10 protein-coding genes are annotated in these 17,815 nt (G+C 43.7%); 1 reads left to right on the top strand and 9 read right to left on the bottom strand.

All coding sequences use genetic code 11. The features are described 5' to 3' along the window. Positions 1-429 precede the first annotated feature (429 nt). From RYH73_RS10905 to RYH73_RS10930, 6 genes are all read right to left on the bottom strand, one after another. Positions 430-3,039 carry an outer membrane beta-barrel family protein gene (locus RYH73_RS10905; RefSeq protein WP_335313461.1) on the bottom strand — a complete coding sequence of 870 codons (2,610 nt, stop codon included), beginning with the start codon at positions 3,037-3,039 and terminating at the stop codon, positions 430-432. Between the two features lie 184 nt (positions 3,040-3,223). Next, positions 3,224-4,000 carry a LytR/AlgR family response regulator transcription factor gene (locus tag RYH73_RS10910; RefSeq protein ID WP_335313462.1) on the bottom strand — a complete coding sequence of 259 codons (777 nt, stop codon included), beginning with the start codon at positions 3,998-4,000 and terminating at the stop codon, positions 3,224-3,226. 19 nt (positions 4,001-4,019) lie between these two features. Further along, a complete protein-coding gene (locus tag RYH73_RS10915; RefSeq protein WP_335313463.1) occupies positions 4,020-5,051 on the bottom strand; it encodes a sensor histidine kinase in 1,032 nt (343 codons plus the stop codon). 4 nt (positions 5,052-5,055) lie between these two features. Next, positions 5,056-6,300: a hypothetical protein gene (locus RYH73_RS10920; RefSeq protein ID WP_335313464.1), complete on the bottom strand. Its 1,245-nt coding sequence runs from the start codon at positions 6,298-6,300 to the stop codon at positions 5,056-5,058. Positions 6,301-6,412: 112 nt separating this feature from the next. Beyond that, positions 6,413-7,924: a pectate lyase family protein gene (locus RYH73_RS10925; protein ID WP_335313465.1), complete on the bottom strand. Its 1,512-nt coding sequence runs from the start codon at positions 7,922-7,924 to the stop codon at positions 6,413-6,415. Positions 7,925-8,009: 85 nt separating this feature from the next. Further along, positions 8,010-10,493, bottom strand: coding sequence for a T9SS C-terminal target domain-containing protein (locus RYH73_RS10930; RefSeq protein WP_335313466.1), 2,484 nt, complete (start codon positions 10,491-10,493; stop codon positions 8,010-8,012). Positions 10,494-11,506: 1,013 nt separating this feature from the next. Here RYH73_RS10930 and RYH73_RS10935 point away from each other — a divergent pair. Continuing rightward, complete coding sequence (locus RYH73_RS10935; RefSeq protein WP_335313467.1) at positions 11,507-12,595, top strand: serine hydrolase domain-containing protein; 1,089 nt, start codon at positions 11,507-11,509, stop codon at positions 12,593-12,595. A gap of 673 nt (positions 12,596-13,268) precedes the next feature. Here the strand turns inward: RYH73_RS10935 and RYH73_RS10940 are convergent. The 3 genes from RYH73_RS10940 to RYH73_RS10950 form a co-directional block, all read right to left on the bottom strand. After that, a complete protein-coding gene (locus RYH73_RS10940; RefSeq protein ID WP_335313468.1) occupies positions 13,269-14,366 on the bottom strand; it encodes a Fic family protein in 1,098 nt (365 codons plus the stop codon). Positions 14,367-14,611: 245 nt separating this feature from the next. Then, a complete protein-coding gene (locus RYH73_RS10945; RefSeq protein WP_335313469.1) occupies positions 14,612-15,424 on the bottom strand; it encodes a DUF4249 domain-containing protein in 813 nt (270 codons plus the stop codon). Between the two features lie 17 nt (positions 15,425-15,441). Next, positions 15,442-17,766 (bottom strand): TonB-dependent receptor, encoded by a 2,325-nt coding sequence (locus RYH73_RS10950; protein ID WP_335313470.1) that lies wholly within the window; start codon positions 17,764-17,766, stop codon positions 15,442-15,444. Between the last annotated feature and the right edge of the window lie 49 nt (positions 17,767-17,815).

Below are 17,815 nucleotides of genomic sequence, written 5' to 3' on the forward strand. Positions count from 1 at the left end.
TTGAAAATGGATGAACAGTTTTTCCTGATATGTCTTCCTTCCTTGCATGACCTAATTTAACATTATTCAATAACCTCATCAAAAGAAGTTATCAACGGAGGTGAGTTGTGCAACAGCCACTTGATCCAAAAGCGCGGAGCCGTTCGTCCCTCACTTCTTCGCGCTGTTTCTTTTCCCTGCTATGCAAATTTTTCTTAACGCTCATCTTCTGAGGCCATTTTGCCCCACGCGCGAGAGCCCCGTTGCATAGCCGTTTCGAAGCATGTAATTTCGAAGGGAGATCTAATCATATTCTATAAATCGGCCTCAAATATTCCCGCAACCCTCCCCAACGATTCACCGCCATTGACCAATTAGCTAATTGGCTAATTGACCAATTGGCTAATTCCCTAATCAACTATCTAACTACTTAATGTCTCAACCACTCAACTAACTCCCAAACTTTTGCAATCGGTAATTAAACGTCAAAATAAAATAGCGGGCTAAGCGATCACTTTGTCGATCAACAATTTCATTATCGAACACGTCTCGGGAGATTCCGGTATTTTCATTGAAGAGGTCAAAGCCTTCCAAGCGTACCGTTCCTTTGTTTCCTTTAAAAAATCGGTATTCCACGTATACATTTAATAAGGTAGGATTTGCATTTGTGGCGTTAAATCCCTTGTTGATGGTTTTGGAAAAATCATAACCCACTGTCCAATCGTTAAAGAGGTAATTCCGACCTCTCAGACCAATAAAAAGTTGATTGGTGCGGCGGTCATCAAAAGTAGATGAGCTATAATGTGTGCTGTTGATGGTGTAGTTAGCATTGAGCTCCGTATCTATAATATCATCCAGATCGATCCTGAATTTAAGCCCCTGCCTAAATTCCGTATTTTTTCCGATGTTCTTTTCGTTATTTGTAAAGGCAATGTTATTGCTGTAGTTTACATTTCCATAGTAAGTAAGCGTATATTTTCGGTCGTCAAAAGGTTTCGATATTGAATAGTTACCTCTGGCGGTATAGAATCCATCGGTGTTCATATAAGTAGTAATCTCCTTTAAACTATCCGGAATAATTTCTTTGGTCGTAACAATCTTATCCCGGGTCTGACTAAAACTGAGTTTAGAGAACAACACATAACCCGTTTCCCAATCCGCTTGCCGATATTCCAGCCCCATGTTATCCGTATATTCAGGCTTGAGGTTCGGATTACCCGTCACCACGTTCTGAATATCCGAATTATCCGTAATAGGCTGCAGTTGATTGAATGCCGGCTGGCTGCTACGTCCGTTATATTTGGCAATCAATTGATTTTTCTTCGAAAATCGATATACAAATCGTGCATTGGGAATCCAATTGAAAGACCGCTTATAGGTATTCAAGTTCCGGGTCAGATCAGTGCCTTCCAATACGGTGGGTTGCGCCGTCAGCCCCAAATTGTATTTAAACTTTTCCCGATTGGTACGCCAGGTGAGCCCTAGCTGATTGGTGGTAAACTTATAGTTGAACGCATTACTCAACTGCGGGTTATACAACCACGTATCCGCCGAATCAATATCATTCACCTCCTTTGCATTATCGGTTGAGCTTCTGTTCCATTGATAGCTGGCTTCCAGCACGGTATGTTCCGTAATAGGCTCCATATATGATGCCTTCAATCGGAGGTCTGCGGTTTTATTATGATTGAAACGAAATTGATGTTGGCGCTCATAACCCTCTCCCAGCGAATCGACAAAATAGTAGTCGTTACTTACCTCCTGCTCTTCCTTTCCGTCAGCATAACTTAAATCTCCACCTGCACTTAAATTCCGACCCGGTTTCGCAAACTTATGGTTATAGAACCATTCAATACCATAAGAGCCTGATTTTGCATGCTGTTCCAGCTGGCTATTCCTTAGGGAAGATGTATTCAATAAATGAGTCGTACTTACCCCCTGACCGGTAGCTCGACTGTTGTCATAACTGATCTCGGGTTCAACCTTCAAATAATTAGCTGTGTCCGGGCGGTATTCCAGGTTCCAATCCAGTTTATATTCAGATTGGTTGTTATAATCGCTGTTACTTTCATCCTCTGTACGCGTATAATCCCGGTAAAATTGCTGACTGGCATTACGTTCCTGCTTTCTGTTAACGTTATTATTAAAACGAAGACTTCCATAGGAGGTCAGTTTCTCGCTCCAGTTATCCCGATAGTTCATTTTGAAGGATCTGGCATCCGTTAAGCCCGCAGATCGCGCCGAAGTATTGTTAATCGAGCCATCGACCGAAATCTGCTGATCTTCCTTAAACCTGTTGCCTCGCAAGCGACCCGAATAGCGGTCAAAAGAGCCCACTCCACCACCTACTTTTGCAAAGTAGCCATTCCTTTTATCAGGCTTCGTATTGATGTTGATAATTTTTTGGGATTCCCCGTTCTTCACACCCGTTACATTTGCCTGTTCGCCATAATCATCAATAAGCTGGATATTCTGTACAATATCAGCCGGAAGATTCTGTAGTGCAGCCGCAGCATCGTCGCCAAAAAAATCCTTACCATTCAATCGCACCTTCATAACAGGTTCACCCTGTGCCGTTATGTTTCCATCTGCACTCACCTCCATACCGGGGAGTTTACGAACCATTTCTTCCACCGCATCCCCTTCCCGTACCTGGTAAGCCATGGCATCAAACGCAATCGTGTCTTCCATCACCGTTACCGGATGAACACCGGTAATTTCCACCTCGTCTAAAAAGTTAAAAGCTTCTGCCAAAATAATGGCCGGAACCTTAAATACCGGTTTATTGTCATCTAGGGCATAGCTTTTATTAAAAGAATGGAAGCCGATAGTCGAAACCGCCAACGAAAGCCTTTTTGCCTTTACATTTTTAAATGCAAAAAGACCCCGCTCATCAGTAACGGTTATCATCGTATCCTCCGGTGTTAAGAGTTTTACCGAAGCACCCGGAATGGGATTACCCAGGCTATCTTGGGCAAGCCCCTCCACATGGTGACTTAGCTGCCCGAAGCCCTGGTTGGCAAGCACGAAAAAGAAAGCACATAAAAGAATTATTTTCATTTAACGCGGCTATAAAATACCTGTAAGATGACGGCCGCCCATATCGAGTGGTCTTAAGTTTACAGCTTAAAGTAAAGGGATGAAAATCGATTAAAAAACAAGATGGAGACGGAGACCGATATTTACGGTTTGAAACAGGAATATTCCGGGATGAAACAAATGTAGCCGAAAATAGGCAAGCAGACTATTGACCTAGCCATCTTTTGAAATACGGTGTTTTCTGGCTACTGATAATCACGTCAGCACCATCTTCCATGGGTGGATGCAGGATTAATTTCAAGCGCCCTTTGAAATAGGGATGAATTTCCTGAGCTGCATCGATATGAATGATAAGTTTGCGGTTTACGTGAAAAAACAAATCCGGATCCAATTGTGTCATCAAATCATCCAGCGAATAATCGATGGGAAAATTCCTGCCTTCATTATCAACGAGCAAGGTGAGTTTATTGCTTGACAGAAAGTAGGCAATCTGTTCTATTTTAACAGGCTTTATTTTCGTCCCGATTTTTACCATGAACCGGGTTTTATAAGGCTGCTTTTGAACCTGGATTGCTTTGGCCAGTTTATGAAGGTCAATCTCCGGTAACGGCGATGCAGGGCGGCCAAGCATCGCGTCCATCTTTTTAAGACTTTTTTCCAGTTTTTCGTATTGCAGGGGTTTTAATAGATAATCAATGCTATGCAATTGAAAAGCGTCCAGGGCATATTGATTATAGGCCGTGCAGAAAATGATGGGCGATTGGATTTTCACCTGATTAAAAATTTCAAAACACAATCCATCCGATAAGTGCACATCCAGAAAAATAAGGTCGGGCTGCCTGTTTTCCGAAAGCCACTTTATTGAAGCGTTGATAGACGACAGCACGGCCAATATACCTATGTTCGAATCGTATTGCCCGATCAGTTCAATCAACCTTTCGGCAGCGGGCTCCTCATCTTCAATGATTAAAACATCCATCATTTATGCGTTTTTTAGCTGATTATTCCTCCATTTCAAATAAAGGTAACTCCACTTTATAATGTGCACCATCTATTTGAACAACCGGCAGCTCATCCGATAAATGCCTGTAGCGTTTACGGATATTATCCATCCCCGTCCCCGGCCTATCCTGTTTAGCCAAGGATAAGGGTTGGTAATTATTGATAACCGTTAAGCTATTTCCTTTCGTTAAGCGAACATCCACCACCAAAGGTGTTTCTTTCGCGATCACATTATGTTTCACGGCATTTTCAACAAGCATCTGCAGTGCCATGGGCGGTATCGCCAATGGATTGTTTTCATCAATCGGGACCGCCATCGTTACGCGCAGCGCCTTGCCGAAGCGTTGTTCCAACAGGTGTATATAAGCCTGTACGAATGATAATTCAATGTGTAAAGGTACGAGATCTTCTTTCTGATATTGCAGCACGTAACGGTACACCTCCGCAAATTTTTCCAAAAAATACTGCGCGCCCTTGCTATCCTTTTCAATCAATCCGGCCAATACGTTTAAGCTATTAAACAAAAAATGCGGATCAACCTGTAGGCGAAGTGCATCCAATTCGCTGCGCAGATGTCTTTCGTTCAATAAGTTTGATTTAACTTCCGCTTTCTTCCAAAGCATCATAAAATAAATACCAAAATTGATGGACAAAATCGGGATGATAAACAACAGGCCATAGATGTTGAGCACCAGCATCTGGGCATGATCAGGCGGGTCTTCATTCACCCATCGTTTAAAAAGGTAATAAGTCAGGTTAATAACAACTAAAGAAAATACCGTGCTCGATATTAGCTGTAGAAAGAACCTTTTCGAGGGATGACGAAGCCAGGGAACTGATTGGTCCAGCAAACGGTAGAGGTACCGATTTCCAAACCAAAGCAGAATGATCACAAAAAATATCCATAACAGGATTACCACATATAGCGCATCGAGATCGTCGGTCAAAGTCAGCACACCCGCAAACACTGCAAGCATCATCAATGCGATTGCCATGATGAAAATTACGGTTGATTTTGAGCGCGTTGCCATAGCTTCAGAATGTAATTTCTTTTATTTTATCCCAGGTGAAGTAATTATAATCGCCGTTCGCTGCTCGGATAATCACGCCCCAATTTTTATCACTTACGTCATTCTCCCAGCCCAGCAAATACGTTTTCCCATTGTGAAGAAGCACTTTCGTATAACGCCCTTGCTGCGGCACCAGTTTCCTGATCTCCCGGAAAGGAATCTGATAATGCAGGCCATCCCGGCGTCCCTCCAACAGTTCCATATCCCATTCTTCATCCAGGTCGAAGATACAGACACCCTTTACTTTCATATTATCCTTTGCCAAAACCTCGGCCTGTAAACGTTTTGGCTTAACATAATCACGATAAGACAAGCCTTCTTCGGGTTGCTCTGTAAATTTAACCGACTCAAAAGCTTTCCATTCAACCACCACTCTCCCCAAAATGGGATGCATTACAACGATGCCTCTTATGGAAGCACCTACATCCCGTGTTCCATTTAATCGATATTGCTTCCCATCTGCTAAAGTAATTTTAGCGGCGTTATCATCCTTTTCAATTTGCCGTATCCGTTGAAAGGCATAGCGTTTAAGCGCCCCTTCGCCTTCTATTTTTCCCGTCAATTGATGGCTGTCAAGGTACTTATATTTGTCCCACTGAATAAATCCCGTAATTGCACCTTTAGTAGTATATACTGTTCCATAGAGCGGCTCTCCATTGGCAGCTCGCATATCCCTTGGCATTTCGCTGAATTCAACCGAACCTATTTCGTCCCAGTGGATGGTATGCGAATCACCTTTGTAATAGACAACAATGCTTCGGCCCAAATGCCGGCTGTCCCGCTCTTCCGCTGCCACCCGTAATTTTTCGCCATTTTTGAAATAGATCTGCGCTTCCTCCTCTCCGTTTACATGGATCATGCGGATATCCCCGAAGCGACACAGTATTTCAGCTTTTCTTTTTGGATTTTTATCCTTCCATAGGCTCATAAATTTCCAATCGAGCTCTTTTTCATCGCCGGCCCGGAGCAGACGCTTCCGTTGCGGGCCCGACAGGTATCGCCATGCGTTATGCGTCGTTTTCCTGACAACGAGCACATCGCTCCACAACCGCTGATCGGCACTCCATTTGATCGGGCCGGTATAAGTCCGTTTATTCTTCAAGGTTACTTTGCCATAGATAAAACCTTGGTATTGAGCCAGGGAAGCTGACGGCAGAAAAAAACACAGCATCATAAAGCCAACACTTCGAAAAAAGAATCCTAAGCACATTCCATAAGGTATTATCAAAATAAACTTCTAAATAAAGGCATTCACGTAAACTAAACAAATTAAAAAAGACCCAGCAGACTTTCGTGCTTATAAATCCGGATAGTTCTTTCGCTTAACTGATTGTATCGACGTTATTGCCAAGATTACGGTAATTGACTTTCTCCTGCGGATTTGTATCATTAAGATATTCTTCCACATTTGTATAGCCATCACCATCAGCATCCATGGCACCATCGGCAGGATTTTTAGGATCAAGTTGGTGTTTGATCTCCCACTGGTCGGGCATACCATCGCCATCGCTATCAAGAGGCACCTGAGCAGGATCGAACGTTAAGTTTGGATAACCGCCAACTTCAGAAATATCTTTGATGATACCCGTTTCAGTCATCGGCTTTCCGGTACGCACCATTTCCGTAACCCGCGCATCAACCGCGTCACGTTTGGGTAAAGTAGCCCCCACCTTCGCCAGTACAGACTCAAAAACGGCTCCAGCTGTTTGGTGTGGTGCCACCGGCCACCCAACGAATGGGGTGTTCACACGTGCAAGTCGCTCAGGCCCGCGCATACCCGCCCAGTTATTATCCGTTACTTCTTTATTATCGTGCATGATATTGCCGGCAACATACCATTTACCCGGGCGGTTAGCTGCTTTCGGAAACCAGTCGCCCTCTTTCCATGCACTGCCCGGAGAGTACATACTACGCTGTTCTATACGGGCAAAAACCGCCCGCATGTTTTCATTCGTAGCAGGCCCGGGTTTAAAATAGTTGTTGATGAAATTGATCATCGAAGTTTCATCCCCTCCATCTACCGAGCGATGACGCCAGTTGAAAACCACATTGTACCGAAAATCAAACGGTCCGGACATACCGATTGACGGATTTCGGGCAGTGTTGCTGGCGAAGAGATTGTGATGGAACGTAGCGGGGTTTCCTCCCCATGTGCCGCCAAAAGCATGTCCTTTGGCATCAAGCGCTTCGCTGGAGATCGTCCACTGAATGGTAATGTATTCAGCCGCATCTTTTATTTGCGTACGCTCGTCTAACGATGGTCTCATGTGCCGGTAGAGCGAAATGTTTTCATCCATCCCCCAGCTTGTAGAACAATGGTCGATAATGATGTGATGGTGCGGATTCCCCCCGATATTATCATCACCTTGCCCGCCGGTTGGTATGCCGCGGCGTACCCGCAGGTGACGGATGATTACATTGTGTGTATTAATATTAAGCGTACCGGCGATGCAGATACCATCACCGGGCGCCGTTTGACCGGCAATGGTGATATCAGGCTCATTGATATGCAGATCCTCCTTAACCTTTAAGGTGCCTGCTACACGAAACACCACAATACGTGGCCCTTTTGCTTCTAAAGCGGCACGGAGACTGCCCTCGCCGCTATCGTTGAGGTTTGTGACGGTGATAACTTTCCCGCCGCGCCCTCCCGTGGTAAACATCCCCCCTCCCCATGCACCCGGGAATGCCGGGATAGCACCTTCGGGCAATCGCGTAGGATGCGGAGGTATTTGTCCGGGCTCAGGTTGTGCCGTGGCATCATCGGCGTTCTGTGCACGGGCGTCCGGAAATGGGCACAAAAATGCAAGCAAAAACAAACTTGCGGTGATCATTCGATACGATTTTTTCATTTTCACGATATGTTCTTGTTATTCTATTCAAAGGGCCTATTCCCTCAAGAGGCCTTTCCTTGTATTTTTATTTTTGTTTATCAGGGCCTGCCACATAAAACCCCACTTTTCTAATCATGGTGTCGCCATCTTTATCCCTAACCATAAACTCGGCAGTTGCCAAACCCGGATGCTCAGGTTTAAATTGCGCAACGGTTCCATTTTCTATGAGTTGCATTGCTCCATTTTCTACTTTTTTCACCGCATAAACCGGAGCTGCTGTAAATCCTTTAAAAAGCGGTTTCAAATCGATATTCAATTTTTCGCCCGGCACGGTAAAGTAGTGAGGGTTGGCCATCCAGTCGAGATAATTATCAAGATTTGTAAAACCATCCTTATCAATATCAGCATTGCTTTCAGAAAAATCATCCCTTTTAGAATCCCGATTCAAGCCATATACTTCTTCCCACCAATCCGGCAAGCCATCCTGATCGGTATCCCAGTCGGCCTTCCGTTTAATTTCAGGATACGCTTCCCATCCACCTACATCGGTTTGCGTATCAGGCATACCCGGTAAACCACTTCTGCTTCCTTTATATTGATAAGTACCTTGAAGTGTCTCATTGATAATACGGATATCATGGTCATCAAATATGGGCTGATTCGAGCCGACATCAGACAGCACATTTTTGTAAGCCGCTTCGGCACTGAGCGTAGTAACATAAGAAGGAAAAAACGGAGCGTCTACATATGTCTTGTAGTTTACGTTCCCTTGGATCGTACGGCCCTTTTCCTGATTATCTTCATCAAAATAACCGGGCATTACATTACCCGCAAAATAATATTGCTGCTTACCACCGCCATATGCTTCATGCTGGGCCTTTAATGCATAAAAGAAAGAGGTAGCGGCCCCTGGTTTGTAATAATTGTTCACAAAATTAACTTCTTTGGCACCGCCATCAGTCGTTCGTTTTCCCCAATTATATACGATGTTATTTCGGATATCCATCCTGCCGGTATAAACTCCGTTTCCATCCACTCCACCGCCCAAACTCCAGTTTCGACCATAATTATGGGCAAGCAGGTTATGATGAAAACTTCCAATATCTCCGCCAATAGTGGCCCCGAAACCATGCATTTTCCCCTTTTCATACTTCCCGTGATCGGCAATGTTGAGTGCTTCCGAAATGAGTGTCCGTTGCAAACTAATATTGTGTGCTCCGCGAGAGCTAAACGCTTCATCAATTGTCCAACTGATTGAGCAATGGTCAATCATACTGTGATTGGCTCCGGTGAGCCCCATTCCGTCGTAAGTTCTTCCTGCACCAATCCTTACCCGCATAAAGCGTACAATGCCATCATCTCCGGTAAGCCCCAGCGGAGCACCGATAATGGTTATTCCCTTTCCGGGAGCCGTTTGCCCGGCCACCGTTACATAGGGCTGACTTATTACCAATCTCGAATTTAATTTGATTATTCCCGAAACATCAAAGACAATGATCCGTGGCCCCACCTCTTTTGTAGCCGCCTCACGCAGGCTGCCCGGGCCACTATCCTGAAGATTTGTAACATGCACCACTTTCCCTCCGCGTCCTCCACGGGCAAAGCGGCCATAGCCTTCTGCTCCCGGAAAGGCCAGCTGGGCCGGACGGAAATGCCAAACATTTCCTTTGATCACTTTACCGGCTGCATCCCTTTCATCAACCCGCCAATAATACGTATTCATGCTATAGCTATTTTGCAGCTGAAAAGAAGTATCGCTACGTGTCCCTTTAAACGTTGGCGAAGCATGATCCGCGCTTGCAACGGCCTCTTTGCTGGTTCCAAAGTAGACATCATGCGACACCACATGAGGCGCAGGAGACCAGCTCAGGCTTATCTTTTTATTTTCGGTATCAACATGCTCATCGCCATCAATCGGTATTGGCTTTCTGGCCTGTTTTTTAATATCGGGCGTATTTATTTCGAAACCATTCAGCACGATCTGCTTTACGGAAGCCTTTGCGCTTGGGTCAACCTCAAAACGTAGCACTATTGGCTTGCCGCTTTCAGCTTGCAGTGAAAGATAAGCCGTTTGCGATTCAATCGTCTGTTCTGCACGATTGCTGGGAACCAGGTTATCGGCTACCAGTTTGCCATCTACATAAATATCCATGGGAGCAACCGTATTGTCTTCCGGTTTATCAAATGTATTGTGGATCGTAAGCAGCGAATGCTCTCCCGTTGGCAGGCCACTTATAATAAGTTCAACAGGGCCGTTGGAAACAAGCCCATCATTTACCCATTTTGCATAAAAAGGGGCCTGCACGCCCGCCTTATACCAATCAGAAACATAGGCACCTTTCAGCGCTACCTTAACACTGCCGAAGGTCCGACTGTCGTTTGCCCCGGCTTCAATCGTCCATGGAAAATAGCCGGGCTCATTTACCTCCGCTTCCTTACGGCCGTTAAAATTAAAATCCACTTTTATGATCGGTTTTTGCGCCCATACCTGCCTAGTGGATAGTAAACAGCAAAACAAGCCTATAAAAAGGGCTAACAGAAACGTATTACTAGTTTTGTTTTTGTGCATCTCATTCTATTTAATTTACAAACAGCCTTGTTTTTTATCTTCCATTAATACGACCCAAACCTGGTTGTACAACATAGATTTTTTGATAGGATCATGCTTGGTTCAATTCTTATTAGGGCTTTAATATAGAAAATACGGATGGTCCAAAAGCACATGAATTCCCTCGAATAGGATTTTTTTGGCATGAAGAGGGATATATTCTTTCTGAATTATTTTTCATTATTTGTTATTAGTTGTCCGTTATTAGCTATCAATGACTCCGCTCAGAATGACAAACTGTACGACAATGAACCATTCAACTAATCACACAATCCGCAGCAGGCCTGCAACTCTAATCGATAAACCCTAAAAAGGTTGTCTTGGCAATTAAAGTAAAAGTCATCTGCTGAGCAAGTTTTTATAAGCTTAAAAAAAACGATTAGGAAAGTGTATTTTTGTTTTAGAAGGATTATATACAATGGAACTGATAATAGATATAGATAAGATTAAGGATGCTTCTTAAAGAGAATGGCTTTTAAGCACCTTAAAGTTAATGGGAATAACATTTCAAACAAGTGAAACATCTCAAACTTTAACAGAATATAATGAAGATCTTGAAAATGGAAATAATCAAATAGAACGTGGCGAATTTATTTCTGCAACACAAATGAATAATCAAGGCTTCATAAGCCTCGCTAAAAAATGTGCTCCTCCACACAACAGCACGGAGCCGTTTAACGTCTCAACCACTTCCCTACTTAACTATTTAACTACTTAACATCTCAACCCACTTCCCTACCCAACGAACGCCATTGGCTCATTGGCTAATCATCACATTGGCTAATCGGCTAATTGGCTAATCGGCTAATCGGCTAATCGGCTAATCAACAACTAAGAACAAGGAAAACCAAAAGCGAACATTTGTTGTCCGAAAACGTGCAATAAAAAGGAATAATCCACAATCAAAACACTGTAAAACAATAAAATACAATTATGGCATTTAATTCGTAGACATTCAGGAAAGAACACAAATCATGCTAAACACGCTATCTATTTTTAATACGGTGAGAACTTTTATATGGATTGCTTATTTCCTACTTCTGACAACCGACTCATTAGGACAGTGGAAGCATACCGAAAAGTTTATAGATGAGTATGCAAAAACGAGCCGCTACAATGGAACTATTTTGGTAAAACAGGGCAACAAAACATACCTGAAGAGTTTTGGAACGGCTAATTTTCAATTTGACGTACCCAATCAACCGGATACGAAGTATAAGATTGCTTCCATTACTAAGCTGTTTACAGCCGTTCTGATTATGCAATTATACGAAGCTGGTAAACTGGACTTACATGCTACGATAAAAACGTATTTACCCAATTATACCGGAGCAGCCGGTGATAAGGCAACCATTTTTCACCTTTTAACCGCCACCTCTGGTATAGAAAGCAGCGAGGCAGGTGAAGACCCAAATGAAGTACCTTCGATGTTTTTGAAGAAGTACACCACCGACGAAATTTTACAGCGATATTGTAGCGGAAAAATGGAAAACGAACCCGGCAAACATTATAGCTACAATAATGCAGACTATGTGATCTTAGGCAAAATCATTGAGGCAATTTATGATAGGCCCTACGAAGAAGTATTGAGAACTCAACTATTGCAGCCCTTGAAAATGAATCATTCGGGGATGTGCTCCTATCAGCAAGTAATAGAAAATCTTGCCGCTGTTTATAGCATAGACGAGCGTTCTAAAGAGCTAAAAAACGATCCATTTTATTATATCGAAAACTTCTATTCAGCAGGAGCGATGTACTCCACTGCCGAAGACCTTCTATTGTTTTCGGAAGCGTTATATAACGGTGGGTTACTGGCTGATTCCAGTTTAAAGATGTTACTTACCCCCTATTTAGAATCCTATGGTTTCGGTTTATGGATCCGAAAATTACAGATCAATAATCGCGAAATTGTTATGAATGAGCGGCAAGGTTCCATTTGGGGGACCACAACACGGCTACTATATATCCCACAGGAGAAGATCACCATTATACTCCTTACCAATATGTATACAATCAGTCTTAACACCTTTCAAAACGAGATTATAAAGACCTTAATTCATTAGCCAGAGCACATTAACCATACAGAGGATCAATTTTTTTGTTGTTCTTTTTCTTACTTCGCTAAAAAATGTGCTCCTTCCCGCAACAGCGCGGAGCCGTTCGTCCCTCACTTCTTCACGCTGTTTCTTTTCCCAGCTAGGCAAATTTTTCTTAACGCTCGTCTTATGAGGCCGTTTTGCCTACGCGCGAGAGCCCCGTATGATTTCATCACGCGCAACACACAACAGGCAACTCAACAACTCAACCACTTCCCTACTCAACTATTTAACTTCTCAACAACTTAACTACTCAACAACTCAACCACTTCCCTATCCAACGGTTCAACGCCATTGACTAATTGACCAATTAACTAATTGGCTCATCGGCTAATTGGCTAATCGGCTCATCATCACATTGGCTCATCATCACATTGGCTAATCGGCTAATTGACTCATCATCACATCGGCTCATCATCACATTGGCTCATCATCACATTGGCTAATCGGCTAATTGACTCATCATCACATCGGCTCATCATCACATTGGCTCATCATCACATTGGCTAATTATTTCAGCTTTCAGCCATCAGCAGTCAGCTTTCCGCTATAAGGGGCGGCAACAAAAAAATTCATCATTCATCACTCATAATTCCTGCCTACCGGCAGGCAGGCATCACTTATTTCCACGAACGCCTATTTACAAAACCAATTCGTACCTAACAGACCGCCCGGCACCAATTTGATTTAAAATCCCTATAGCATGCAAATGCTGTAAATCTCGCGTAGCAGTTGCTTTAGAAGTTTTAGCTATCGCCATGAACTTTTTAGCTGTCATCCCACCTTCAAAGCCCTCCAATCCATTGTCGAGCATTCGTTTAATGACCTTTAATTCCCGCTCATTCAGAAGAGCGGTAAACCGATCAAAAAATTTGGCCTTTTTTACGGTGAACTCAACCAGCTCTCTTGCATTTCGTTGTGCCTCTACTATAACCTGCGTAAAATAATGAATCCATGCTGTTAAGTCTAAGCCCGCTTGTGCCTGCTTTAGTGCATCGTAATATTGCTTTTTGTCTTTTTCAATGGTTTTAGATATGGATAGCAAAACAGGGCTCCCGAGTGTGTTGGAGAGTGTATATTCGGCCAAGGCTCGTCCAACGCGTCCGTTTCCATCTTCAAAGGGATGGATAGATTCAAAATAAACATGGGCAACTGCAGCCTTTAATAAAGCCCGCATGATGTCGTCTTTTACGTAAAAATGATCGCGGTGAAACCAGTCCATAAACTGTTCCATCTCTTTGGGCACTTGGGAAGATGGAGGTGCCTCGTAATGTATAGTCTCTTTTCCATAAGCGCCCGAGACAACCTGCATCGGCTCTTCACCTTTACGCCATTCGCCTCCACTAATTTTTGGAAAGCCCTCCATTAAAAGTTGATGCCAATGCCGGATCATATTGAGAGACAACTTTTCCGCAGCATCTGTTCTAACAGTGGTCATCAATTTAGCTATCCCAGTCGCTCGCTTATCGCGAACGGGAGCTTCATCATTTAACCCTAAATTTCTCTTGATAGAAGACATAACATCTTCACGGCTCATATATTCTCCTTCGATTTCAGATGTTTTGATGGCCTCTGCTATCAGAACCTCTATTAGAGCCTCCTGCCTCAACTCATCATTCAAGCCGGTTATAAGACCACCTATCAATCCGAGTTCCTTAGCAAATGCAACACCGGTAGATGCTAGATGCGTTGCCGAATAGGTAAAATTGGGCCAATCTTTATATTGCCAGTTGTACATAATGAGCCGATTAGCATAATTAATCGGCTCAAATATAACGTTTTTTTGAGCCGATTAAAAGAAATAATCAGCTCAGGTCTTTGCTTTTTGTTAGACTTTCGCACTCATCATCACATTGGCTAATCATCACATTGGCTAATCGGCTAATTGACTCATCATCACATCGGCTCATCATCACATTGGCTAATCGGCTAATTGGCTCATTAACTAATCTCACAACCAATAACCAACAAACTCCATCAACATTATTTCACTCTTATACTTTTTCTTTCCGTGGTATGTGCACTAAAATATCCCAATGATGTGGGTGTGATATTCGTAGGTGGGTCCGCCGGGGTTACGCTTCCGCCCGGGCCATCGCTCCCCTGCTGCGAGGCCAATGAATACCAATAGGTATAAATTGGCTTATCGATACATTGCATTTCTACCTCAACACGGTCTCCCGGAAGGACTTCTAAATCATCGTCATCATCGCCCAAAGGCAGATCCAATTCAACAGAACGTCCGTCGCTAAACCGATCGTCATTCACAAAATCGCGTTTAACAAGTACGCCGTTCAAGTATAAGACAAACCGGTATTGATTAGAAACGCCCGCAGGATCCTGATAATGGACACTGATTATCCGCGCATTTTCGTTGTCTCCGAATTCATCCTTTCGGGCGGTTATCGAATCCAATTTTACCGGGGAAGGCATTTTTGAGTGGGCACTAAACGTTGTATCTCCCGTAAGCACCTTCAACGAATAAGTTCTTCCATAAACACCGGCCACCGTATCCGTGGTATATATACCGGCGGGCCCCTCCTTAAATATATAATGGTTACCCGCGTCGTCTTCCACACTAACTTGCGCTCCCGTCACAGGGGGATAGGTATTCGGTTCCGAGAAACGAACGTTGGTGCTAAGCCGAACAGTTTGCGCCCCCTGTTGATCATGAAAGTTAGCCTCAATTACCAGGCGTCCTGTATCATCCCGTAGCTCGAGCTCAATCACCCTTTCGCAGGAGCTTAGAAAAGAAACGATAAGGAGATAAATGATGTAATTTATTGAATTTTTCATCCGTGCTTGTATAAATGTTAAAATTTAAAGTTCCAGGTTACAGAAGGGATCGGTATGGGAAACAGACTCGTCCGTACCGCTTCAGTAGTATTTGGATTGGTCTTGCTATCCCGAAAAGTAATTGCATAAGGATTGTGGTAGCCATATACATTGTAAATACTAAAAGTCCAGCTCGAGTGATAGCGCTTATGCTCTTTTCCTTCCAAGGTAGCACCTATATCCAGCCGGTGCGTAGCCGGTAGGCGATACCCATTGCGTTCCGAATAGGAAAATCTGGTTCGATCGCCGAGGCTATACTTGCCGGTAGGATAAGTAACCGCATTGCCCGTTCCGTATATAAAGGTACCCGAGAAAGTCCAGCGATCATTTAATTTGTAAATTCCCACGATTGAAAGGTCATGCGTTCTGTCCTGCCGGGCAGGGTAATAATTCCCCTGGTTTATTGCATCAAACCTTCTTTCCGTGCGTGATAAGGTATAACCGATCCAGCCATTGAGTCGGCCGTGTCTCTTTTTTACAAATAACTCCATGCCGTAAGCCCTTCCCGTACCATAGGTTAACTGTGATTCAGCATCCTGATTAACCATCAGTTCAGCACCGTCTTTATAGTCGATCTGGTTTTGCATCCATTTATAATAAACTTCAGCAGAGAATTCATAATTATTATCGCTGAAATTCCGGAAATATCCCGTTGATAGCTGGTCGGCAATTTCCGGCTTAATATTATTACTACTCATCACGTACAGATCAGTAGGCGTACTACTGGTAGAGTTGCTGAGCAAGTGTATATTTTGCGTATTGCGATTATAGGACAACTTAACCGAAGTCCGATCGTTCAACAGATAACTAGCAGAAAACCGTGGCTCCAGCATAAGGTAGGATTTCACCAGATCGCCTGAGCCAACCACTGTAGTTGTTAAGGCCGTTCCGTCCGGATTGTATGTTTTAAACGTTCCGGGGCCCATTACAAACATCCCATTCAAACGTAGCCCATAAAGCAACGTAAGCTTATCAGTTGGCTTCCACTCGTCGCTCGCGTAAATTGCGGCCTCATAACCGTATCGATCTTCAACATGAAGATCATTAAAACTGGAATTAGCGCTAGCACGGATATCACCCGGCGATATTTTGTGATGCACCACATTTGCGCCAAACTTGATGGCATGATTACTATTCAGTGTGTACTGAAAATCCTGTTTCAGATTAAAATCTCGTATACGCGAAGTAATCTTAACATCCTCGTCATTTTGAAACTGTTGAACGGCGTATCGATAATTGCTGTAAATCAGGGAAGTATTAGAAAACAGCTTGCTGCTGAACAAGTGATTAAACCGTATAGTAGCCGTGCTGTTGCCCCAATCCGTCCCGAAGATATCCTGCACCCCCAATACGTCCTTACCGAAATACCCCGATAAATAGAGCGCATTCTTATCGTCAAAGTGATAATTGGCTTTGGCGTTCAGATCATAAAAATATAAGGTACTGCTATTAACGGTAGAATCGGAGGAAGCCTTCAGAAATAGGTCCACATAGGTCCTGCGACCGCTTACCATGAAAGATCCTTTATCTTTCACAATGGGCCCTTCCACCTTTAAACGCGAAGCAATCAATCCCAGGCCCCCCTCAAGGGTAAATCTTTTATTATTGCCTTCATTCATCTTTACATCCAGCACAGATGATAAGCGCCCTCCATATTCAGCGGGCATCCCGCCTTTATAAATACTCACGTCTTTGATGGCGTCCGAATTAAAGGTAGAGAAAAAGCCCAGTAAATGAGATGCGTTATAGACAGGCGCTTCATCCAGAAGAATAAGGTTTTGGTCGGCGGCACCACCCCGAACATAGAACCCTGTGTTCCCCTCTCCTCCCGATTTAATACCGGGCATCAGCGTGACTGTCTTTAAAATGTCCCGCTCGCCCATTACCACGGGCACCATATTGATCTGGGCCATATTGAGTTTCTCCATCCCCATCTGTGGCGATCGGATTTGATCATGATCTGAACGATCTGCCCGAATAACCACTTCCTCTAATGTACCCCTCGGTGTAAGCGATACGTTCAACGTTTGATCGCTATGTAATGAAACTTTTTCAACAACGGTTTCATAGCCTATATAACTAAACAACAGGGTGTGTTCGCCTTCTGCGGGCGTAAGTGAATAAAAGCCGTAGCTATTGGTGGTAGTGCCTAAAGCACTGAAGCCCTGCACTCTTATGGATGCTCCGATAAGGGTCTCTCCTGTACTGGCATCTTTGATCGTTCCATGGATGGCGAATTTCTTTTGCGCATAGCTACTTAAGCCTGGAAGTAGCAGGATAATTAAAAACAGTGATCTACTCATTAAATATAATTGATGTCGGTGAATATGATACGTTGCTATTAGCCGAGGC

This window comes from Olivibacter sp. CPCC 100613 (genome assembly GCF_036959255.1).
Lineage (GTDB): Bacteria > Bacteroidota > Bacteroidia > Sphingobacteriales > Sphingobacteriaceae > Olivibacter.

Bases quoted from the DNA above. Each gene is read 5' to 3' on its own strand.
- RYH73_RS10905 (WP_335313461.1), bottom strand. From the start codon at position 3,039: ATGAAAATAATTCTTTTATGTGCTTTCTTTTTCGTGCTTGCCAACCAG.
- RYH73_RS10910 (WP_335313462.1), bottom strand. From the start codon at position 4,000: ATGATGGATGTTTTAATCATTGAAGATGAGGAGCCCGCTGCCGAAAGG.
- RYH73_RS10915 (WP_335313463.1), bottom strand. From the start codon at position 5,051: ATGGCAACGCGCTCAAAATCAACCGTAATTTTCATCATGGCAATCGCA.
- RYH73_RS10920 (WP_335313464.1), bottom strand. From the start codon at position 6,300: ATGTGCTTAGGATTCTTTTTTCGAAGTGTTGGCTTTATGATGCTGTGT.
- RYH73_RS10925 (WP_335313465.1), bottom strand. From the start codon at position 7,924: ATGATCACCGCAAGTTTGTTTTTGCTTGCATTTTTGTGCCCATTTCCG.
- RYH73_RS10930 (WP_335313466.1), bottom strand. From the start codon at position 10,493: ATGCACAAAAACAAAACTAGTAATACGTTTCTGTTAGCCCTTTTTATA.
- RYH73_RS10935 (WP_335313467.1), top strand. From the start codon at position 11,507: ATGCTAAACACGCTATCTATTTTTAATACGGTGAGAACTTTTATATGG.
- RYH73_RS10940 (WP_335313468.1), bottom strand. From the start codon at position 14,366: ATGTACAACTGGCAATATAAAGATTGGCCCAATTTTACCTATTCGGCA.
- RYH73_RS10945 (WP_335313469.1), bottom strand. From the start codon at position 15,424: ATGAAAAATTCAATAAATTACATCATTTATCTCCTTATCGTTTCTTTT.
- RYH73_RS10950 (WP_335313470.1), bottom strand. From the start codon at position 17,766: ATGAGTAGATCACTGTTTTTAATTATCCTGCTACTTCCAGGCTTAAGT.